Below are 18,994 nucleotides of genomic sequence, written 5' to 3'. Positions count from 1 at the left end.
AAGTGCTCTCTATTCACCAGCGGATCGCGGAAGAGCTCGGCGTACGCGACGGGCAGGTGCTGTCGGCCGTCGAGCTGCTCGACGGCGGCGCGACCGTGCCGTTCATCGCCCGCTACCGCAAGGAGGTCACCGGCGCCCTCGACGACGCCCAGCTGCGCACGCTCGAAGAGCGGCTGCGCTACCTGCGCGAGCTGGAGGAGCGCAGGACGGCGATCCTGGAGTCGATCGAGTCCCAGGGCAAGCTCGACGACGAGCTGCGCGCCCAGATCATGGCGGCCGACACCAAGGCTCGACTCGAGGACATCTACCTCCCCTACAAGCCCAAGCGGCGCACCAAGGCGCAGATCGCCCGCGAGCTGGGTCTGGAGCCGCTGGCCGACCAGCTGCTCGCCGATCCCTCGCTCGACCCGGCCGCGCTGGCCGAGACGTTCATCACCGAGGGCGTCGCCGACGGGGCCGCCGCGCTGGAAGGCGCGCGAGCGATCCTCATCGAGCGCTTCGCCGAGGACGCCGACCTCATCGGCGGCCTGCGCGAGCAGCTCTGGGGGCGCGGCCGGCTGATCTCCACGGTCCGTGAGGGCAAGGAGGAGGCGGGGGCGAAGTTCTCCGACTACTTCGAGTTCGGGGAGCCGTTCACCAAGCTGCCTTCGCACCGGATCCTGGCCATGTTCCGGGGCGAGAAGGAGGAGATCCTCTCCGTCACGCTGGAGCCCGACGACAGCCCCGACTACGAGATGCGCATCGCCTCCCGCTTCGGCGTCTCCGACCAGGGCCGCCCGGCCGACCGCTGGCTCAACGAGACCGTGCGCTGGGCCTGGCGCACCCGCATCCTCGTGCACCTGGGCATCGACATCCGGATGCGGCTGTGGCAGGCGGCCGAGGACGAGGCGGTGCGGGTGTTCGCCACCAACCTGCGCGACCTGCTGCTGGCCGCCCCCGCCGGCACCCGCGCGACCATGGGCCTCGACCCGGGCCTGCGCACCGGCGTGAAGGTGGCCGTGGTCGACGCCACCGGCAAGGTCGTCGACACCGCCACCATCTACCCGCACGAGCCGAAGCGGCAGTGGGACCAGTCGCTGGCCGTCCTGGGGGCGCTGGCGCAGAAGCACGGCGTCGAGCTGATCGCCATCGGCAACGGCACCGCCTCCCGCGAGACCGACAAGCTGGCCGGCGAGCTGGTCAAGCACATGCCGTCGGTGACCAAGATCGTCGTATCGGAGGCGGGCGCGTCCGTCTACTCCGCCTCGGCCTACGCCTCCGCGGAGCTGCCCGACCTCGACGTGTCGATCCGCGGCGCGGTCTCCATCGCCCGCCGCCTCCAGGACCCGCTGGCCGAGCTGGTCAAGATCGATCCCAAGTCGATCGGCGTCGGCCAATACCAGCACGACCTCGCCGAGACCAAGCTGTCCCGCTCGCTCGACGCGGTGGTCGAAGACTGCGTCAACGCCGTGGGCGTCGACGTCAACACCGCGTCGCCGCCGCTGCTCACCCGCGTGTCGGGCATCGGCGCCACCCTGGCCGAGAGCATCGTGCGCCACCGCGACTCCAACGGCCCCTTCAAGACCCGCGCGGCCCTGAAGGACGTGGCCCGGCTCGGGCCCAAGGCGTTCGAGCAGTGCGCGGGCTTCCTGCGCATCGCGGGCGGCGACGACCCGCTCGACGCCTCCAGCGTGCACCCCGAGGCCTACCCGGTGGTCCGGCGCATCCTCGGCTCGGTCCAGACCGACCTCAAGACGCTGATCGGCAACACGGCGACGCTGCGGGCGATCAAGCCGCAGGAGTTCACGGACGACACGTTCGGCCTGCCCACGGTCACCGACATCCTGCGCGAGCTGGAGAAGCCCGGCCGTGACCCGCGACCGGCGTTCAAGACCGCGACCTTCAAGGAGGGCGTGGAGAAGATCTCCGACCTGCTGCCCGGGATGATCCTGGAAGGCGTGGTGACGAACGTGGCCGCCTTCGGCGCGTTCGTGGACGTCGGCGTACACCAGGACGGCCTGGTCCACGTCTCCGCCATGTCCCGAAATTTCGTGAAGGATCCCCGCGATGTCGCCAAGCCCGGCGACATCGTCCGCGTCAAGGTCCTCGAGGTCGACATCCCCCGCAAGCGCATCTCCCTGACCTTGCGCCTGGACGACGAGACCACCTCCGACGGCCGCGCTTCCCGCGGCCAGGGCGGCGCGGGCCGCGGCTCGGCCGGAGACGGCGGCCGGGGCGCGAGCGGTGCCCGGGGCGGCGCGTCGGGCGGAAACGGCGGGCGCGGCGCGGCGGGTCGTGGGGCCGCCGGAGACGGCGGACGTGGAGCAGCGGCCGGCCGTGGCGACGGCGGACCCCGAGGCGGCTCGCGCGGTGACGGCGGTCGCGGTGACGGGCCCGGCGGGCGTGAGGATGGCGGGCGAGGCGCTGGGTCCGGCGGACGCGGGGACGGTGCGCGAGGTGGCGGCAGTCGCGGTGACGGCGGTCAGCGCGGGCGGGGCGACGCCGGTCAGCGCGGTGACGGCGGCCAGCGGGGTCGTGGAGAGGGCGGACAGCGCGGCGGTGGCGCACGCCGCCCGGCCCCCTCGGGCGCCATGGCCGAAGCCCTCCGCAAGGCCGGCCTGACCGGAGACGACCGCAGCTCGAAGTGACCTTCAGTCGCGCAGCCATCGGATCCATCTGGATCTGATCAGGTGCCGCGTGCCGGCCCGGTCCGTCACATGATGCGGCGGCGGGTGAAGCCGAACAACCCACCCGCCGCCAGCACCGCCGCGATGAGCACCAACACTGCGAGAGGGCTGACGGACAGCGCGGCGGCGGGCAGCTTCGGGACGTTGATGAATGGCGAGGCATAGGCGATCGAGGGATTCATCCCCGGCACTTGCGCGATCAAGAAGACCAGGACGTTGAGCACGAGAATGGTCCAGGCACCCGCGGTGGCGGCCCGTGGCGTCACGCCGTACAGCACACCGGTTATCCCGATCATGACCCAGACCGCGGGGGCGTACGCCAGCGCGGCGGCCGGCATCCGCGCCAGCTCCCCCGGCACATCGCCGCTTGCCAGGCCGTAGGTGAGGCCGGTGGCCAGGCCCAGGACGGCGAGCAGGGCGGCCGAGCCCATGGCCGCGATGAGCAGATGGCCGCCCAGCCACCGAACGCGACCGACTGGGGCGGCCAGCATCGGTTCAGCCCGTCCGGACGCCTCCTCGGCATGTGGCCGAAGCGCCGCCAGCACGCCGTAGGCTCCCGCGGCGAGCGCCAGGATGTACACGAAGAGCGCGAAGACGCCGTCCACCGGCCGGCCCTCGCCGCCAAGATAGGCGATCAGTTCCTGGAGCTGCTCGCTCTGGCCCGCTTGCTCGGTGACGCTCAGCGCGATGCCGCCCAGGGCGAACCCGGCGCAGCAGAAGCCGACGGCCCAGCCCGCGAGGCCGGTCCGATGCTGCCGCCAGGCGAGGGAGAGCGGACCGCGCAGGCTGTTGGACGCGGTGGCCGGGCCCTCGCGGGACGCGATCAGACCTCCGCCGATGTCCCGGCGCGCCGACAGCGCGATGGCCACGCCGGCGAGGAGCGCCGTAGCGATCACGGGGAGCAGTAGGACCCACCATCGTTCCCCGGCGAACGGCCGGACCCGGTGCGCCCAGCCGAACGGCGACAGCCAGGACAGAGGGGAGTCGCCGCCAGCATCACCGACCGCGCGCGACACGTACGCGACGGCCAGCACGATGAGAGCCATCCCGCGGGCGGAACCCGCGCCGGCCGACAGCTGAGCGGTGACCGCGCCGACCCCGGCGAAGAACAGTCCCATGCTCGCGATGGCGCCTCCCAGCGCGAGTGCTCCGGCGAGCGGAAGACCCAGCCGGGCCAGCGCCGCCGCCGTCAGCAGACCCGCCAGGCAGCTTGCCGCCACAGTGACCAGCAGCGCCGCGGCCAGCTGAGCGTGGCGGCCGAACGGCGTGGAGCCGAGCAGCTCTCGGCGGCCGGTCTCCTCTTCGGTCCTGGTGTGCCTGATGACCATGAGCAGGCCGGCCAGCGCCGCGCCGAGCAGGCTTCGCACGCCGACCTGCCAGCTGGTGATCGCGCCGCTGCTCGAGCCGAAGATCGGCCCGACCAGCGCGAGTTCCATCGGGTTGCCCGCGACTCCGTCGGCCCACTCCTGCCGGTCGGCCGCCGAGGAGTACAGCCCGATGACACCGGCAGCGGTGCTCGAGGTGATCGCGGCGAGACCGAGAATCCACACCGGGAGCAGGATCCGGTCCCTGCGCAGGATGAGCCGTACAGCGGCCCACGTCCCGGCGAACGCGGATTCGGCGAAGGACGCGCGGCGGGGCACAAGGAGAGGGGCGGTGCTCATCATGCCGCTCCGACCTGATCCGCAGGCCCGCCGGAGGAGCGGTCGTAGTGGCGCATGAACAGCTCCTCCAGCGTCGGAGGCGCGCAGGCGAGGGAGCGGATGCCGAACCGATGCAGGTATCCCATCGCATGGTCCAGTTCGGCGGTGTCGACGGCCAGGGTGGCCTTGGTTCCGTTCACCGACGGATCGTGCACACCGGGAAGGTCGGCCAGGCCGCTCAGCGGGGTGGCGGTCTCAACGGTGATGCTGGTCCGGGTCAGGTGGCGCAGTTCGGCCAGGGTGCCGTGTTCGACGGTCCGGCCGTCGCGGACGATGCTGACCCGGTCGCACAGGGCCTCCACCTCGGCCAGGATGTGGCTGGAGAGCAGGACCGTTCTGCCCGCCTGCTTGGCCTCGAGCACGCACTCCTGGAACACCGCCTCCATCAGCGGGTCCAGACCGGATGTGGGTTCGTCCATGATGTAGAGCGGCACGTCAGAAGCGAACGCGGCGATCAGCGCGACCTTCTGCCTGTTGCCCTTGGAGTAGGTGCGGCTCTTCTTCTTCGGATCGAGGCCGAACCGATCCAGCAGCTCGGCGCGGCGAGCCCGGTCGACACCGCCGCGCAGGCGGCCGAACAGGTCGATCACCTCACCACCTGTCAGGTTCGGCCACAGGTTCACATCGCCGGGAACGTAGGCCAGCTTGCGGTGCAACGCCACCGCACTCTCCCAGGGGTCGGCGCCGAACAGGCGAACGCCGCCGGAGTCGGCGCGCAGCAGGCCCAGCAGAACACGAACCGTGGTGGTCTTCCCGGCACCGTTGGGGCCGAGGAAGCCGTGCACCTCGCCAGGCGCGACATTCAGCTCCAGTCCGTCCAGAACCGTTGCCCGGCCGAATCGCTTCACTAAGCCGGAAACCGCGATCACATCCGTCGTCATGACCGCTCTCCTCTGCGGTAGGCCTCCCAGCGACGGATCATCTCGTCGCCGTACTCCTTCTCCATGAAGCCGAGGAAGTCGGCGAACTCCTGCAGCCGTTCCTGTCGCGCCGGGTCACCGGAGACCAGCTTCATGCCACGCCGGGTCAAGTCCTTGCCGGTGGTCAGAAAGCCCAGCCGGGCCTGGGCGATCTGCAGCCAGCCGCCCTCTTTGAGCCGGTAGTGGTGCTGCCGCGAACCCGGAGCGGGCACCCGCTCGACGAAGCCGGCCTGCTGCATCTGGCGTACCACCGTGCTGATCGACGCCTTGCTGGCCTGCAACTCGGTGGCCAGTTCGGTGATCGACCGCTCGGGGGGATCGCTGATCAGCAACCACCCGAACATCCGGCCTGCCGTACGGCTGCCGCCGGCGGTCTCGAAGAACAGGCCGAAGTGGTCCACGAACTCGAGCTCATCCTGTGTCGGCATCCTGCCTCCGCGAAAGTTTCATACGTTCAGTTCATACTGAACGTATGAAACATATCAGAGGAGGGTCGGCGCCTGTCCAGCGCTCCGCGCGTCCGCTCCTGCCGCCAGGGTCGCCCGCCGTCGAGGTGGGTCCGCTGCCGGCGCAACCCTTGGCGAGTCAGCCGGGCCCGCTGGGGCGATACGGTCGGAGGGTGAGCACATCTGCGTACACCACGGCGATCACCCAGGCCCGCGACCTGCTCAGGTGGCGCTCACCACTGCGCACCGAGCTCTGGGCGGCCCGGCTCACGGCCGCACTGCGCCCAGCGGAGGTCCAGCCGCTCGTCCGGCAGTTGACCGAAGACGGTAGCCCGGAGGCCCGCCTCACACTCGCCGCCCTGGCCACCGTGCAGACCACCGTCCCGGACGACGTCGAGGCCGCAACCCTGGACGACATGGAGACTCTGGGCGATGAGGCGGGGCGGGCCGCCGGGCAGACGGCCGCGCGGGAGCCGGCCGGAGATAAGACTCTTCGGGAGACACTGCGTGAGGCCGGGAGGGAGGCCGCGCGGGGACTGCCCGAGTGGGTGGGGCGGATGGGGCAGGTGGTGTGCGAGCAAGCGTGGTACGGCAAGGCCGACCGCTACGGCGAGCAGACCCTGGCCGCCCTGCGCTTCCGCTACCCCGACGACAAGGAGCCGCACGTCCTGATCGTAGGCATCGACCAGGTCAACGGCGGCCTGGCGGTCGACGCGGCGGTCGAGGAGCCGAAGTTCCTCGACGACCTGGACCTGCGGTCGGCGGATCCGGCGGTGGTGGCAGGGCGGGTGCTGGACGCGTTCGAGATGACCGACCTCGTCATGGGGGCACCGATCGCCGAGAGCCTGCCCGCCGTCCGCCCCCTGGCGCTCGCCCGTGCGCGGACCATCCAAGATCCGGTACGGCAGGCGCCCGACGACACCTTGTCCCGGTTCCTGGATCTGCCGGACCTGCCAGGAGCGCAGGAGGCGTTCGAGAAACTGGTCGAGTTCGTGGGTGATCGGCCCCTGTGGTGGAGTCCGGCCCGAGTCTCACGGTTCCTCACCTCCTGGTTGCCGCGCGAGGCGATCCTGACGGACGCGGCCGTCTCGGCCATGCCTGAGGTGGTCCGCGCCTGGAGCCGCTTCCACGGCGCCGAGCCGGAGGTGCTCCGTCAGATCGAGGCCGACGCGCCGCGCCTGCCCGCGCTGATGGCGGACGAGTCGCTGGCCGGGCTCCGCAAGCGCATGGCCCAGAACGACCGGTAACCACAGGCGGGCCACGCCCTTCTCAGAAGGCGAGACGGAGCGGGCACCCCGAGCAAGTCCGCTACCAGCGGCAAGTCGCGGCAGTGACGACGAACATCACCATCTACAACTGGAGTAGTAGGTACGGGCGGCTATGCTGCGCACTGGACGTTTTACCGCCGCCCCCGCACGGGCGTCTCAAGGGAGATCAGCGATATGTACAAGGAGTTCGCCGCCGAGGCCGTGGTCTGGCTCGTCCCGGTCGTGGTCCTCATCGGCCTCGCTCTGATGGTCACCTCCTGACAGCCGGGGGCCGGACCGGGTGCGGCCCCCGGCGCCCTGTTCAGCGGTAATACTCGTAGTGCACGACCGTGCTGACGTCACGGTCGAAGCGGATGTCGCCGTCGAGCCACCGGTTCCACAGGGTCGAGAGCGTACGAGATCTGACGGTGCACCCTCCCCAGCGGGAGTGCTTGGCCCGAATGGTGCCGACATAGTCGAAGCACGACCCGGCCTTCTTGCCGTTGATCTTGAGCCGGGCGTTCAGGCTGACGGAGTAGAGGGTTTGGCGGGAGATGTTGGTGATCCGCACCTTGACACGGCAGGTGTCCTTGCACCGACCCCAGTAGATCTTGTACTTGATCAGGTGCGGTTTCGCGGTGCCGGAGAGGGTGGTTGTCGCGTTGGTGGCCACCACCGCGGGAGACGCGGCGGACGGCGCCGCGGCCACCGCCACGACCGAAGTGGCCAGCAAGAGCGCGCCGACGAGACCCTTGACCATGTTGCCCCCATAGCAACGACGTGCTGCCGCTTCCCCCTGTTGAAAGCGACATCAGGCCCCCGATTAACCATCAGAAAACCGGCATGGTCCATCGTTGTTCGCACTACATATCTATTACCCCGCTACTGGGCATTACCGGGCATTTACGAAGCCCAGGCGAGCAATGGACGCAGCTGTCGCAGGCGTTTCAACGCCTGTTTCTCCAGTTGCCTGATGCGCTCTCTGGTGAGCCCGAGACGATCCGCGATTTCGGTATAGCTGCGGGCTTCATTGCCCGCCAGGCCGTACCTGAGTCTGAGGACGAATGCCTCTCGCGGCGGGAGTGAGGTGAGCACCTGGTGCAGTTCGGCGTTGAACGCGCGGCGCTCCGTGAACTCCTGCACCTGGAGACCGTCCTCGTCGGGGATCATGTCGCCGATGCTCCCCTCGCCGTTCTCGCCGACGGGCACGTCCAGGCTGACCGTCTCCTGGGCGAGCCGCCGTAGCACGGCGATGTGGCGGAGCGAGCGTTCCGCGGCCTTGGCGAGCTCCGCTTCCCGGGGCTCGCGCCCCAGGTCGGCGGCCAGTTGCCGGGCGATTCCGCTCAGTCGCACCAGCTCTTCGGCGACGTGCGTGGGCAGCCGTACGGTGCGGCTCTTGTCGTGGATGCCGCGTTCGATGGCCTGGCGGATCCACCACATCCCGTAGGTGGAGAACTTGTAGCCACGTTTGTAGTCGAACTTCTCCACGGCCCTGATCAACCCGAGATTGCCCTCCTGGATGACGTCGAGGAGTGGGAGCCCACGAAAGGCATAGCGTCTGGCGGCGGCCACCACCAGCCGGAGATTGGACCTGATGAGCAGGTCCTTAGCACGCTGCCCGTCGCGGCGGACGTGTTCGAGCTCCGGTGTGCCCTCGCCACGACTGATCAGGAAGCCCGAGTAGAGCCCCGCCTCGATCCGTCGTGCCAGGTCCACTTCGTCCGCGGCGGAGAGCAATGGTGTCTTTCCGATCTGCTCCAGATACATGCCGAGCAGGTCGGGCTCTTCGGCCGACATACCAATGCGACTACCCGGTAAACGGCGGCGAACTCCCCGGTTCATTGAGTTCGGCGATGGCGAGTTCGGCGGTGGTGCGGATGTCGAAGAACTTGTCGAGGGCGGTGATCGCGAAAAGGTGCTTACACCTGCCATTCAGCCCGGAAAGCAACAGCCGGCCGCCGGAGGCGGTCACCGCCTTGTGCAGATAAACGAGCACCGAAAGCCCGGAGGAATCGCAGACGCTGACCGCCTGCATGTCGATGACTAGTAAGGGTGGCTGGGTCAGGTCGAGCGCCTTGGTGACGCGATCGCGCACCTCGGCCGCGGACCCGAAGTCGAAGTCTCCCGTGAGCCTGGCGATGACACACGGTCCCTGGAGCCCGAGGCTGATCGACAAGGCCTGCTCCGAAGTCACCCAGTTCCACCTACCCGCATTGCTCGCCCGATGTCACCACTTTACGAGAAGTAGCGTCTTGGGTTGGACACCAGCATCTGCTCGATCTGATCGCCGGTCACACCCGAGTCCAGCAGTGCGGCCAAGACCTCATCGTGGATGTGATCGTAGCGCCAGTTGGGCGCCATCGTGCGTAGTGCGTCATCCCAAGACTCCACAAAGTAGTCCATAAAGCAGGCGGTGTCGTGGCTGAGGACCATCCGATCAGCGTATCCCCGCTGGCAGAGGGCGGCGATGGTGGCCACCCGGTCGGACGTCGCATTGTAGACATCCAACCCGAATCTATCCATCCCCAGCGTGGCACCCGTGTCGGCCAGACGCATCAGGTAGTCGAGATCGTTGGTGTCGCCCGCGTGCCCGACCACGACCTTCGTCAGATCCACGCCCTCCTTGGCGAAGAGGTCGAGCGCGGTCAGCCCGCTCTGGGTGAAGGAGTTCGTGTGGACGGTGATCGGCGCGCCGGTACGCACGTGCGCCCGCGCGACGGCCCGGCCGATCCGCTCGACCCCGGGCGTCAGGCCCTTCTGCTCGACCACGCACTTGAGGAACGCCGCCTTGACCCCGGTGTCGGCGATGCCCTCGGTGAGGTCGCGTACGAAGTCGTCGATCATCGGATCGGGCATGTCCAGGAGCAGGCCGGGGCCGCGGTAGTCGTACTGGTGGGGCAGCTCTTCGAAGCTGTAGATGCCGGTCGCGGCGATGATGTGCAGATCCGGCACTTCGGCGGCGATGCGCTGGACGCGGGGGATGTACCGTCCGAGCCCCCACACCGTCGGGTCCACGATCGTCCGCACACCCTTCGCCGCCGCCGCCTTGAGCTTGCCGATGGCGTCCGCGACCCGGAACTCCTCGTCCCACCAAGCACCTTTGCCGTAGTTGTCGAGAAACTCGGTAGAGAGAACGAAGATGTGCTCGTGCATCAATGTCTGACCGAGCTCATCGACGTCGACGGGACCGCGAACGGTGTTGACGGTGGGCATGAGCGCCTCCATACCGGCTGGTCGGTGCCGCCAACCTAGGCCGCCCCCTATCCCCCGTCAACAACCAGCCAGCCGCGGGAACAGCGGCTGGGGCCTGGGCAGCCGTTCCCCGCTCACCGCCGCCGCCACCCGCGCCGCCCCGGTGGGGAGAAATGTCGCCAGTTGTCCGGCCAGCGCCCGGCACGCGTGGACGAGCGTCGCCAGCGAGGTCTCCCTGTCACCGGGCTCCTGGCGCCACGGCTGTACGCGTTCGACGTACTTGTTGGCCTCCTCGACGATCGTCCAGACCGCGGCGGCGGCGCGGCGGAAGTCGAAATCCTCCAGCGCCTCGTGCACCCGCCCCGGCGCGCTCTCGCAGGCGTCGACGAGCCCACGTCCGGCGTCCCCGTCCACGGCGACGATGGGCACCACGCCGCCCTGGAAGCGGTGCACCATGGTGACGACCCGGTTGACCAGGTTACCGACGCCGTTGGCCAGATCCTCGTCGGCCCTGGCGACCAGCCGTTCCACGGTGAAGTCGGCGTCGCCGACCCGTGGCACCTCGCGCAGCAGCCACCACCGCACCGCGTCGGCGCCGTAGGCCCGCGCGATGGCCTCGGCGTCGGCGGGTGTCCCGGCCGACTTGCTGATCTTGCGGCCACCGGCGGTCAGGTAGTCGTGCACGAAGATCTCGGCGGGCAGCGGCAGGCCCGCCGCGAGCAGCATCGCGGGCCAGTACACCGCGTGGAAGCGGATCACGCCCTTGCCCATCAGATGGACCTTGCGCGGCTCCGCCACCCACCAGCGGTCGTAGTCGCCGCCGTCCAGCGCGGTGACGTAGTTGGCCAGGGCGTCCCACCACACGTACACCACCTGGGAGGGATCGCCCGGCACGGGTATGCCCCAGCCGCGGGCTCGGTCCGCGGCGCGCGAGACGCTGATGTCGGCCAGACCCGCCTCGATGAACGCCAGCACCTCGTTCCGCCGCGCGGCCGGCTCGATCCTGAGGCGCCCGCCGCGGATCAGGTCCAGCAGCGCGTCCTGGTAGCGCGAGAGGCGGAAGAACCAGTTCCGCTCAGAGACGCGCTGTAACGGCGCCTCGTGCTCTGGGCAGGGCCCCTCGTTGTAGAACTGCTCGCAGCCGACGCAGTAGAGCCCCTCATAGTGCCGCTGGTAGAGGTCGCCGTCGATCGCCCGCCAGATCCGCTCGACTCCCGGGCGATGCCCCGGATGGTGACTCGTCCGGATGAAGGAGTCAAAGGACAGGTCGTACGACTCGCGCAGCCCTTCGAAGGCGGCCGCGTTGCGATCGACCAGCTCGCGCACCGGGACGCCTTCCGCCTCGGCGGCCAGCACGTTCTTCAGCGAGTTGTCGTCGGTGCCGGTCTGGAAGCGTACGGGCTCGCCACGCGACCGGTAGTGCCGGGCCAGCACATCGCCCTGCACGAACTCCAGGGCGTGCCCCAGATGCGGGCGGGCGTTGACGTAGGGGATGGTGGTCGTGATGTACATCGTGTGTCTCCCGGGGGCCCCGGACACGATGCGAGGCCCCGCTAGCAGGGCCTCGAACAAGACGTCGTCGGTGGAAGCCCCCTACGGGGCCATCATCACCAGTCGCGACGTCATGCGCTCATCGTAGTGTTCCGGATGAAACCGGCGCATCCGAAAATCTGGGCAGCACGCCGCCGCCAGAGCTACTCCGGCGTGGGCACCACCAGCACCGGCCGGCGCGCGTGGTGCAGCACGCGGTCGGACGTGCTCCCGAGCAGCAGCGACTTCACCCCGCCCTGCCCCCGCGTCCCGGTGACGATCAACGTGGCCCCGATGTCGTTCGCCACGTCCACGATGGACGACCACACGGACAGCGCGTCCGGCTCGCACCGCGGCGAAGCGTCGAACCCCGCCTGTCGGGCCAGCTCCGCGCCCTGCGAGGCGAGCTCCCTCATGGCCTGTCCGACGGCCTCGTCCTCGACGGGCGAATCGTCGATGGTCATCATCAGCCCGGCCGACGCCCGCGCCGAGGCCAGCGCCAGGCGTTCCCACACGGTCAGTACGACGGCGCGCGCGCCGGGCATCAGCGTGCCCGCGAAGGCGATCGCCGCCTTGGCGTCGTCGGAGCCGTCGTACGCGATCAGAATGGTCCGCTCAGTTGCTTCCATAGGCGAGCTCTTTCCAGATCAGCCCGTTTCACGCCCGAGAGCCGGGTAGCCAGCGGGTATGACTGTCACACAGTTCCGTGACCTGCCTCTCGCCGACCGTGATCGCGAGTGGGACGCGGCCGCGGCCGACAAGCGGGTGCGTAAGTGGGCGGACGCCGAGAAGAAGCCCGACGAGAAGTACCGCCAGGCCTTCCTCTGGTACGACAGCGACGACGCCGACGAGTTCGGCGCCTACAAGCTGCCGATCGCCGACGTCGTCGGTGGTGAGCTGAAAGTCGTCCCACGGGCCGTGATCGCCGCCGCCGCGGTCGTGGACGGCGCCAGGGGCGGGGTCAAGATCCCGCAGGGCGACATCGAGAGGGTCAAGAACAACCTGGCCAAGTACTACGCCAAGATGGGCGACACGCCACCCTGGGAGCGCTGACCCGAGGGCTTGAGCAGCGACATCCCGGCCAGGGCCAGCACCCCGATCTCGGTGAGGACCACGACCCGCTGGGTGAGCCCGGCGGGGATGTCGTCGTTGGACAACTCGATGCCGAACATCCGCACGACGTACGGGACCACGACGAGCAGCAGCGCGCCCAGCGCCACCGCGCTCAGGACCCGAACGGCCCTGGCGTACCGGACTCGCGCGTTGGCCAGCAGCATCCCCGCGGCCGGCATCACCAGGAAGGCGGCGAAGGCGGCATATCTGTGAATGCCGCCCGACAGCGAAAGCGGCACGCCCGGACGGTCCGTGGGAAAGGCACCGATCAGGAACATGCTCCCGCCCCACGCCAGCAGCAGCAGCACGACCCAGACGCTCGCGCCCGCCCGGCGCAGCGACTCGGCGATCAGTGCCGAGCCGACCGCGAACAGCGTCAGCGAGGTCGGCAGCAGCCATCCCAAGGGCTGGAAGGCGTACTCACTGATCACGCTGTGCATGGGGTCCAGCCCCGACTCCGCGTGCAAGGTGAGCATGGCGCCGGCGCCGGTTCCGATGGCCGCGAATCCACTGACAAGCAATGCCTTCATGCTTAAAAGGTCGTGGAATACGGGCTTCCGGAGTATCGGAGATCGACCCGAACAGGCCCTGAACCGCCCCTTAATACCTAGGTCGTAGCACTTCGGATACCGGCCCGCTGACCTGCGAGAACCCGCCCCTGGGTCCAGGCCACCACCTCAGGGTTGGTAGGGCCAGCCGTACCGCCGCGTCGAGGGAGCGCCGTCGTCTGGAGGAGGAGCGCCGGGAGCGTAGCGACCAGAGCGACGGGGGAAGACGGCGGCATTTGGCGACCGAGACCGCCTCACGGAGTGAGGCCATAAACAGGTCAGGGCAGGTCGAAGTAGGCCCTGATCACGGTGGCGCCCGCTCGCGTGTGCACGCGGACCAGGTCGCTGAGCAGGTTGACGATCAGCAGGCCGCGCGAACCGGGAGTGCGCGGATCGACCGGCATCCGCCCGGCCAGCGGGTCGATGATGTGGCCCGAGTCGCTGACCTCGCACACCAGCCGGTCGGCTTCGGCCCAGATCCTGATCAGCCCGGCGCCGCCGCCGTGGTCGAGGCTGTTGGCGCCCAGCTCGGCGACCGTCAGGCGGATGTCGTCGAGCCTGGCCCGGCTGAACCCGAGGTCGGCGGCCCGCGCGGCGGCCAGCCCGCGCGCGGCGGCCAGGTTGGTGTGGTCGAAGCGGAGCGAGACGAAGTCGGCGGGCTCGTCCAGCGGCTGGTTGTGCCCGTCGACGACCTCCTGGGGCGCGTAGTCGCCGCTGTGCCACTCGCCGGAGCCGTCGCGCAGCACGGGATGGGTCCGCTCGGCCTCGCGGATGACCTCGGGGTTGAGCCCGTCGAGGTCGTACGGGCACAGGATCGTGACGTGGCGCCCGGCGAAGGCGTAGTTGATCAGGGCTTCGTGCTGGGCGCAGGCGGGATATTCCGTCACCGTGCGGCCCGGCCAGATGGGCTCGCCGATGATCCGTACGTGACCGACAGGGTGGCGGTCCGCGAACTCGTGGAGCACGGCGGGGATGATGCGTCCAGGATTGCGCCCGGCGCTGGTCATGTCGAGCAGGAGCACCTCGTCGGCGTCGCGCCCCAGACCGGCCTCGATCAGGGCGAGGTTCCTGGACGGAACCGCGACGGCGACGGGCTCTCCCGAACCTAGCCCTTCGCGGACGAAAGCCGTGGTGGCCGCCACATATTCCCGGTCGCCTCGGTAGAAGAGTGCCGGGTGTACGAAGGGATCCGCCGCCATCACACTTCAAGCTACCCCGCCATGAGGTCTTTACGGCAATCCGTTGGGTATCCATGTGTTATGAAGAGACTCCAGATCGTCCGGCCGACGAAGCCCTCCCCCCGGCCGCTCCCTCTCGATCTGCGTACGCCCTCCGGCCGACGCCTCCCGTTCTGAAGCGGGCGAACCTATGCTCGGAACATGTCGGATTTACAGATGCGCGTCTCAGACGCTGACCGTGAGCGTGGCGCGCGAAAGCTCCAAGAAGCGTTCATGGAAGGCCGTCTCACCCAACTGGAACTGGAGGACCGGCTCGAACTGGCCCTCACGGCGCGAACATACGGCGATCTGGCCGGTCTGACCGCCGACCTGCCGGCTGACGGGCCCGCGGTGGACGGGCCCGTGGCCGACGAGGTGGTGGAACTGGAGTCCAAGAACGGCCACATCAAGCGATCAGGCGACTGGGCGGTCCCCCGCCGGCTCAAAGTCGCCTCCAAGTACGGCAGCGTCGAACTCGACCTGTCGGAGGCGGTCATCTCCCATCCGGTCATCGAGATCGACCTCGACCTCAAGTACGGTTCGGCCAAGATCCTGCTGCCCGACGGCGCCGCGGCCGACATCGACCGGTTCCGCACGGAGTGGGGCAACACCGTGACGTCGGAGGTGCCGGGCCGGCCTCAGTCGGGCGCCCTCTATGTGGTGGTGAGCGGCCAGGCGAAGTACGGGAATCTGGCGATCCGCTATCCGCGTAAGCGCTGGTTCACCCACTGATGGAAGATCGAGATGTGGTGCTCGCTCGGCACCAGGACCCCGCCCGCCCGGTAGGCGCGTGACGACATACCGGGCTGGGTCCGCTCGCAGGCGGCGAAATCCTGCTCGTTGAACCGGTGGAAGAGCTCGACCGAGAGCGACAGGTCGGCGCCGGAGGCGACCCCGACCCCCGGGCTCCCGTCCACGGTGAACCCCTCCGCTTGTCGACGTGGTAGTGCTCGATCGCGGCCGGATCGCCCAGGCACTCGGTGGCCGCGCTCGTCACCGTCTCCTCGAACGAGGGCGGCTCGTCGGCCAGGCAGACCCAGGCGTGGCCGAGCCACTCGCGCAGGCTCACCGGGATCAGCCCGTACTCCACCCGGTCGATGTCGGGCATCTTCGCCAGGTTGGGCGCGGCGGCGAGGCGGCCGTCCGACCTGGACCGTCCTGAACGTCCCCGGCCGGGCCGGACCGCGCAGAAGATCGTCTGGTCGGTCCCAGAAGCCGTCAAGAGTTGGTCGCCCGCTTTACAACGACTTGATACTGATGGTGCTAGTGGGGTGCAAGCACCTGTCAAGGTTTACTCCATAATGTCGCTTCGTCGCTAAACGCAACGAAGGGCATGGAAATGACACCCCCTCGTCGTCGCATCGCCATCGCGATCGCGACGCTCTCTCTTGCCGGCCTCACCACCGCCTGTGGTGCCATCGGCAACGCTGTCGACTGCAACCAGATGGGCAGCGAAGTCACGAAGATCATGACTGACTTCAACAGCAGCATGACCTCGGCCGCGACCGATCCCAAGGCCTTCGAGAAGGCCGGCGATGAGGCGGCCGCCAAGGTGAAGACCCTGGCCGGCAAGTACGACGGCGACCTCGCCGCCGCGCTCAACGACCTTGCCACCGGGCTCGACGGCATCAAGATCGACGCCAAGGATCCCACCAGCTCGATTGACTCTGTCTCGAAGTTGCAGAGCTTCGTAACGAAGATCCAGAGCGCCTGCACCTGACGCTTCCGCCGGCATGCCGCACCGGCCGCGGGGGGCGGCTCGGTGCGGCGGCCTTGTCGCGAACGCGGTTCAGGGGGCACTTTTCCGCGAACGCGGTCCAGCTGGAATCGGTCTACGCTTGCTGCCCGTGACGGGGGAAGCTCTGGCAGCAGGCGCTGCCCGTTGGACGGCCCGGATCACGCCGAACCGCCTGCGCGTCGGGCTGATCGCCGTGGTCTCGGCCGCCGTCTACGCCGTGCTCGGCCTGGTCAAGCTGGCCACCTATCGCGCCAGCACGTTCGATCTGGTGATCGTGGACCAGGCCGTGCGCAACTACGCGCACTTCCGGCCGCCGTACATCCCGATGGTCGGCGCCTTTCACGACCGGGGGCTGGACTACCTCCAGCTCGCCGACCACTTCTCGCCCATCTACGCGCTGCTGGCGCCCTTCTACTGGATCCATGACGGCCCGGCCTCGCTGATCGTGGCGCAGGCACTGCTGTTCGCCGCCGCGATCCCGTTCATCTGGCTGTTCACCAGGCGGATGCTGGGCACCGCCCCGGCCTACCTGGTCGCCGTGGCCTACGCGCTGTCGTGGCCCGTCGCGCAGGCGATCGCGTTCGACGCGCACGAGGTGATGTTCGTCCCGCTGCTCACCGCGATCATGATCGAGCGCTACCACGCGGGGCGGCTGCTGCCCGCCTTCGCGGCGATGGGCGCGCTCCTCCTGGTCAAGGAGGACATGGGGCTCACGGTGATCGGCTTCGGCCTCTACCTCTTCCTCACCGGCGACAGGTTCCGCGGGATGTGCTGCGCCGCGATCGGCCTCGGCGGGGTCATGCTCACCCGGGGCGCGCTCATTTCGCTGCTCGGCGGCGAGAGCCAGGACTTCTGGGCCTACGGCCACCTGGGGCCCGACGCGCCGAGCGCGATCCTGACGCTGCTGCGCGACCCGCTGAACGCGCTGCTGCTGCCGTTCAGCGAGGAGACCAAGGTCGACACGCTGTTCCTGCTGGCCTGGCCGACGCTGCTGCTCTGCCTGCTGTCGCCGCTGTCGCTGGTCGCGCTGCCGCACGTGCTCGAACGCATGCTGTCGGACCGCGAGCCGTGGTGGCGGGCCGACTTCCAGTACAACGCCTTCACCGTGGTGATCCTGCTCCTCGCGGGGGTCGACGGGCTGTCCAGGCTGCTGCGCCGGATCAAGCGCGCCGACGACCGCTCGCTCAAGCTGGCCTGGTCGGCGGGCGCGCTCGTGGTCGCGCTCACTCTGGTGCCGAAGTTCGCCCTGGACCAGCTCTACCATCCGGCCTTCTACAAGGCGGAGGAGATCAGGACCGAATCGGCCGCCGCGGCGGTGGCCGCGGTGCCCACGGGCGTCACCGTGGAGGCCGCCAACTCGCTCGGCCCGGCCCTGACCTCCCGCACCACCGTCCTGCTCTGGACCGGGCAGCCGCGCGGCGCCGCGTGGGTGGCGGCCGACACGGCCCGCTGGCAGTTCCCGTTCGGCTCCCCCGACGATCAGCGCGCCCAGGTGGACCGGCTGGTGACCGAGGGATATACGAAGGTGTTCGACCGCGATGGGTATGTGGTGCTACGCCGTACGTGACCTGGGCGGCTTATCCGATGGCCTCCGCGTACGCCCGGTCGAAGCCCGCCAGGACGGTCGGCCAGGTGCCCGCCGACGGAGGCACGGCGCGGTTGTGGGCGATCATGCGCTGCCGCAGCTCGGGATCCGTGGCCAGGCGGGCCACGGCGGCGGCCAGGTCGCCCAGGCTCCGGCCGAGCAGCCCCTCCGTGCCGTGCCGGACGAAGTCGGCCACCCCGCTCTGCGCCCGCGCCACCACGGGAAGCCCGGCGGCGCGGGCCTCCAGCGCGGCGATCCCGAACGACTCGCGTGGCGCCGGCGCCACGAACACGTCGGCCGACTCCAGCACCTTGGCGATCTGCTCGCGGGTGTAGCGTCCCGGCAGCGAGACCCAGCCCGTCATGCCGTGCCTGGCCAGGTAGCGCTCCATCTGGGCGCGCGCCGGGCCGTCGCCGATCACCGTGGCGCGCAGCGGAATGCCCGCGGGGACCCGGGAGCGCACCATGTCGAGCAGCTTGAGCAGCCGGACCGGCTGCTTGCGCGGCGCCAGACGGCCCACGGCCACGATGTGCACCTCCTCGCGCGGCTCCGGCGGCGACCCGGAGAACAGCCGCCAGCCCGACAGGTCGAGGCCGTTGGACACCACGTGCACGGGCACCCCCTCCCCCGCGACGGACCGGATCGGGGCCGCCGCCGCGTTGCTGACCGTGGTGGCCACCAGCCCCCAGCTCTGCCAGCCGTAGACCAGCCGCAGCAACCGGTAGACGCCGCGCGTGACGGGATCCCACATGCTGTGCACGGTCACGACGCAGGGAATCGCGGCCCGTTTCGCGGCCCGCACCCCCATCCAGGCGAACGGCGAGACCGCGCCCATGTGGACGTGCACCACGTCGGGCCGCGAGGAGGTCAGCCGCCGCGTGAGATGTCCCACTCCAAACGGGTGGACCGGCAGGTCGAAGGGCATCCTGGCGACGATCCGGTGCACGCCGGGCAGCGCCTCTCCTTTGGTCGCGGTCGCCACATCGACGACGTGGCCGGCCTCGCGCTGCGTACGCACGAGGTCGGCGACCTGAACCTCGATCCCCCCGAGTCGCGGCAGGTAACAGTCACTCACGTGAAAGATCCGCA

At 69.4% G+C, this 18,994-nt stretch carries 19 protein-coding genes; 6 read left to right on the top strand and 13 right to left on the bottom strand.

What is annotated here, in order from left to right:
- The first annotated feature begins 2 nt into the window (after positions 1-2).
- A complete protein-coding gene (locus ACQP2T_RS13190) occupies positions 3-2,627 on the top strand; it encodes a Tex family protein (protein WP_433516430.1) in 2,625 nt (874 codons plus the stop codon).
- A gap of 65 nt (positions 2,628-2,692) precedes the next feature.
- On the opposite strand, the gene ACQP2T_RS13185 is transcribed toward ACQP2T_RS13190, so the two are convergent.
- Genes ACQP2T_RS13185 through ACQP2T_RS13175 form a run of 3 tightly spaced genes read right to left on the bottom strand, consistent with a single transcriptional unit; the run spans position 2,693 to position 5,717 of the window.
- The gene (locus ACQP2T_RS13185) at positions 2,693-4,333 is read right to left on the bottom strand and encodes an ABC transporter permease (RefSeq protein WP_433516429.1); all 1,641 of its coding nucleotides are present in this window, start codon (positions 4,331-4,333) and stop codon (positions 2,693-2,695) included.
- Positions 4,330-5,250: an ABC transporter ATP-binding protein gene (locus tag ACQP2T_RS13180; RefSeq protein ID WP_433516428.1), complete on the bottom strand. Its 921-nt coding sequence runs from the start codon at positions 5,248-5,250 to the stop codon at positions 4,330-4,332. The genes ACQP2T_RS13185 and ACQP2T_RS13180 overlap by 4 nt, the downstream gene beginning before the upstream one ends.
- On the bottom strand, positions 5,247-5,717 hold the full coding sequence (locus ACQP2T_RS13175) for a GbsR/MarR family transcriptional regulator (protein WP_433516427.1): 471 nt from the start codon (positions 5,715-5,717) through the stop codon (positions 5,247-5,249). Before ACQP2T_RS13175 ends, ACQP2T_RS13180 begins: the two co-directional genes overlap by 4 nt.
- Before the next feature lie 191 nt (positions 5,718-5,908).
- Here ACQP2T_RS13175 and ACQP2T_RS13170 point away from each other — a divergent pair, with 191 nt between their 5' ends.
- Positions 5,909-6,982: a hypothetical protein gene (locus ACQP2T_RS13170; protein WP_433516426.1), complete on the top strand. Its 1,074-nt coding sequence runs from the start codon at positions 5,909-5,911 to the stop codon at positions 6,980-6,982.
- Positions 6,983-7,304: 322 nt separating this feature from the next.
- Here the strand turns inward: ACQP2T_RS13170 and ACQP2T_RS13165 are convergent, their stop codons facing one another.
- The 6 genes from ACQP2T_RS13165 to ACQP2T_RS13140 all read right to left on the bottom strand — a co-directional run bounded on the left by ACQP2T_RS13165 (position 7,305) and on the right by ACQP2T_RS13140 (position 12,333).
- Complete coding sequence (locus ACQP2T_RS13165; RefSeq protein ID WP_433516425.1) at positions 7,305-7,742, bottom strand: hypothetical protein; 438 nt, start codon at positions 7,740-7,742, stop codon at positions 7,305-7,307.
- Between the two features lie 143 nt (positions 7,743-7,885).
- The gene (locus ACQP2T_RS13160) at positions 7,886-8,779 is read right to left on the bottom strand and encodes a sigma-70 family RNA polymerase sigma factor (RefSeq protein WP_433516424.1); all 894 of its coding nucleotides are present in this window, start codon (positions 8,777-8,779) and stop codon (positions 7,886-7,888) included.
- Positions 8,780-8,789: 10 nt separating this feature from the next.
- Positions 8,790-9,176, bottom strand: a complete 387-nt coding sequence (locus ACQP2T_RS13155) for an STAS domain-containing protein (RefSeq protein WP_219530398.1) — start codon at positions 9,174-9,176, stop codon at positions 8,790-8,792.
- Positions 9,177-9,217: 41 nt separating this feature from the next.
- Complete coding sequence (locus ACQP2T_RS13150; protein ID WP_433516423.1) at positions 9,218-10,195, bottom strand: phosphotriesterase family protein; 978 nt, start codon at positions 10,193-10,195, stop codon at positions 9,218-9,220.
- Between the two features lie 57 nt (positions 10,196-10,252).
- Complete coding sequence (locus ACQP2T_RS13145) at positions 10,253-11,686, bottom strand: methionine--tRNA ligase (RefSeq protein WP_433516422.1); 1,434 nt, start codon at positions 11,684-11,686, stop codon at positions 10,253-10,255.
- 182 nt (positions 11,687-11,868) lie between these two features.
- Positions 11,869-12,333 carry a universal stress protein gene (locus ACQP2T_RS13140; protein ID WP_433516421.1) on the bottom strand — a complete coding sequence of 155 codons (465 nt, stop codon included), beginning with the start codon at positions 12,331-12,333 and terminating at the stop codon, positions 11,869-11,871.
- Positions 12,334-12,391: 58 nt separating this feature from the next.
- Between ACQP2T_RS13140 and ACQP2T_RS13135 the strand changes: the two genes are divergently transcribed.
- A complete protein-coding gene (locus ACQP2T_RS13135; RefSeq protein WP_433516420.1) occupies positions 12,392-12,757 on the top strand; it encodes a hypothetical protein in 366 nt (121 codons plus the stop codon).
- Here the strand turns inward: ACQP2T_RS13135 and ACQP2T_RS13130 are convergent.
- Together ACQP2T_RS13130 and ACQP2T_RS13125 are read right to left on the bottom strand one after the other, a co-directional pair.
- The gene (locus tag ACQP2T_RS13130) at positions 12,718-13,347 is read right to left on the bottom strand and encodes a DUF998 domain-containing protein (protein WP_433516419.1); all 630 of its coding nucleotides are present in this window, start codon (positions 13,345-13,347) and stop codon (positions 12,718-12,720) included. The two genes, ACQP2T_RS13135 and ACQP2T_RS13130, sit on opposite strands and share 40 nt — an antisense overlap.
- A 296-nt stretch (positions 13,348-13,643) precedes the next feature.
- On the bottom strand, positions 13,644-14,564 hold the full coding sequence (locus tag ACQP2T_RS13125; RefSeq protein ID WP_433516418.1) for an anti-sigma factor RsbA family regulatory protein: 921 nt from the start codon (positions 14,562-14,564) through the stop codon (positions 13,644-13,646).
- 252 nt (positions 14,565-14,816) lie between these two features.
- Between ACQP2T_RS13125 and ACQP2T_RS13120 the strand changes: the two genes are divergently transcribed.
- Entirely contained in the window at positions 14,817-15,314 is a 498-nt protein-coding gene (locus tag ACQP2T_RS13120; RefSeq protein ID WP_433516417.1) for a DUF1707 SHOCT-like domain-containing protein, read from the top strand.
- On the opposite strand, the gene ACQP2T_RS13115 is transcribed toward ACQP2T_RS13120, so the two are convergent.
- Positions 15,284-15,499 (bottom strand): SRPBCC family protein, encoded by a 216-nt coding sequence (locus ACQP2T_RS13115; protein WP_433516416.1) that lies wholly within the window; start codon positions 15,497-15,499, stop codon positions 15,284-15,286. The genes ACQP2T_RS13120 and ACQP2T_RS13115 overlap by 31 nt on opposite strands.
- 416 nt (positions 15,500-15,915) lie before the next feature.
- Between ACQP2T_RS13115 and ACQP2T_RS13110 the strand changes: the two genes are divergently transcribed.
- Positions 15,916-16,302, top strand: coding sequence for a hypothetical protein (locus ACQP2T_RS13110; RefSeq protein WP_433516415.1), 387 nt, complete (start codon positions 15,916-15,918; stop codon positions 16,300-16,302).
- A gap of 127 nt (positions 16,303-16,429) precedes the next feature.
- Positions 16,430-17,887, top strand: coding sequence for a DUF2079 domain-containing protein (locus ACQP2T_RS13105; protein WP_433516414.1), 1,458 nt, complete (start codon positions 16,430-16,432; stop codon positions 17,885-17,887).
- Between the two features lie 10 nt (positions 17,888-17,897).
- Here the strand turns inward: ACQP2T_RS13105 and ACQP2T_RS13100 are convergent, their stop codons facing one another.
- Positions 17,898-18,980: a glycosyltransferase family 4 protein gene (locus tag ACQP2T_RS13100; RefSeq protein WP_433516413.1), complete on the bottom strand. Its 1,083-nt coding sequence runs from the start codon at positions 18,978-18,980 to the stop codon at positions 17,898-17,900.
- Positions 18,981-18,994: the final 14 nt, after the last annotated feature.

The sequence above is a fragment of the Nonomuraea sp. CA-143628 genome (genome assembly GCF_050942315.1).
Lineage (GTDB): Bacteria > Actinomycetota > Actinomycetes > Streptosporangiales > Streptosporangiaceae > Nonomuraea.
Note: the sequence above shows the minus strand (reverse complement) of the source record. Positions and strands in the feature narration are given on the sequence as shown.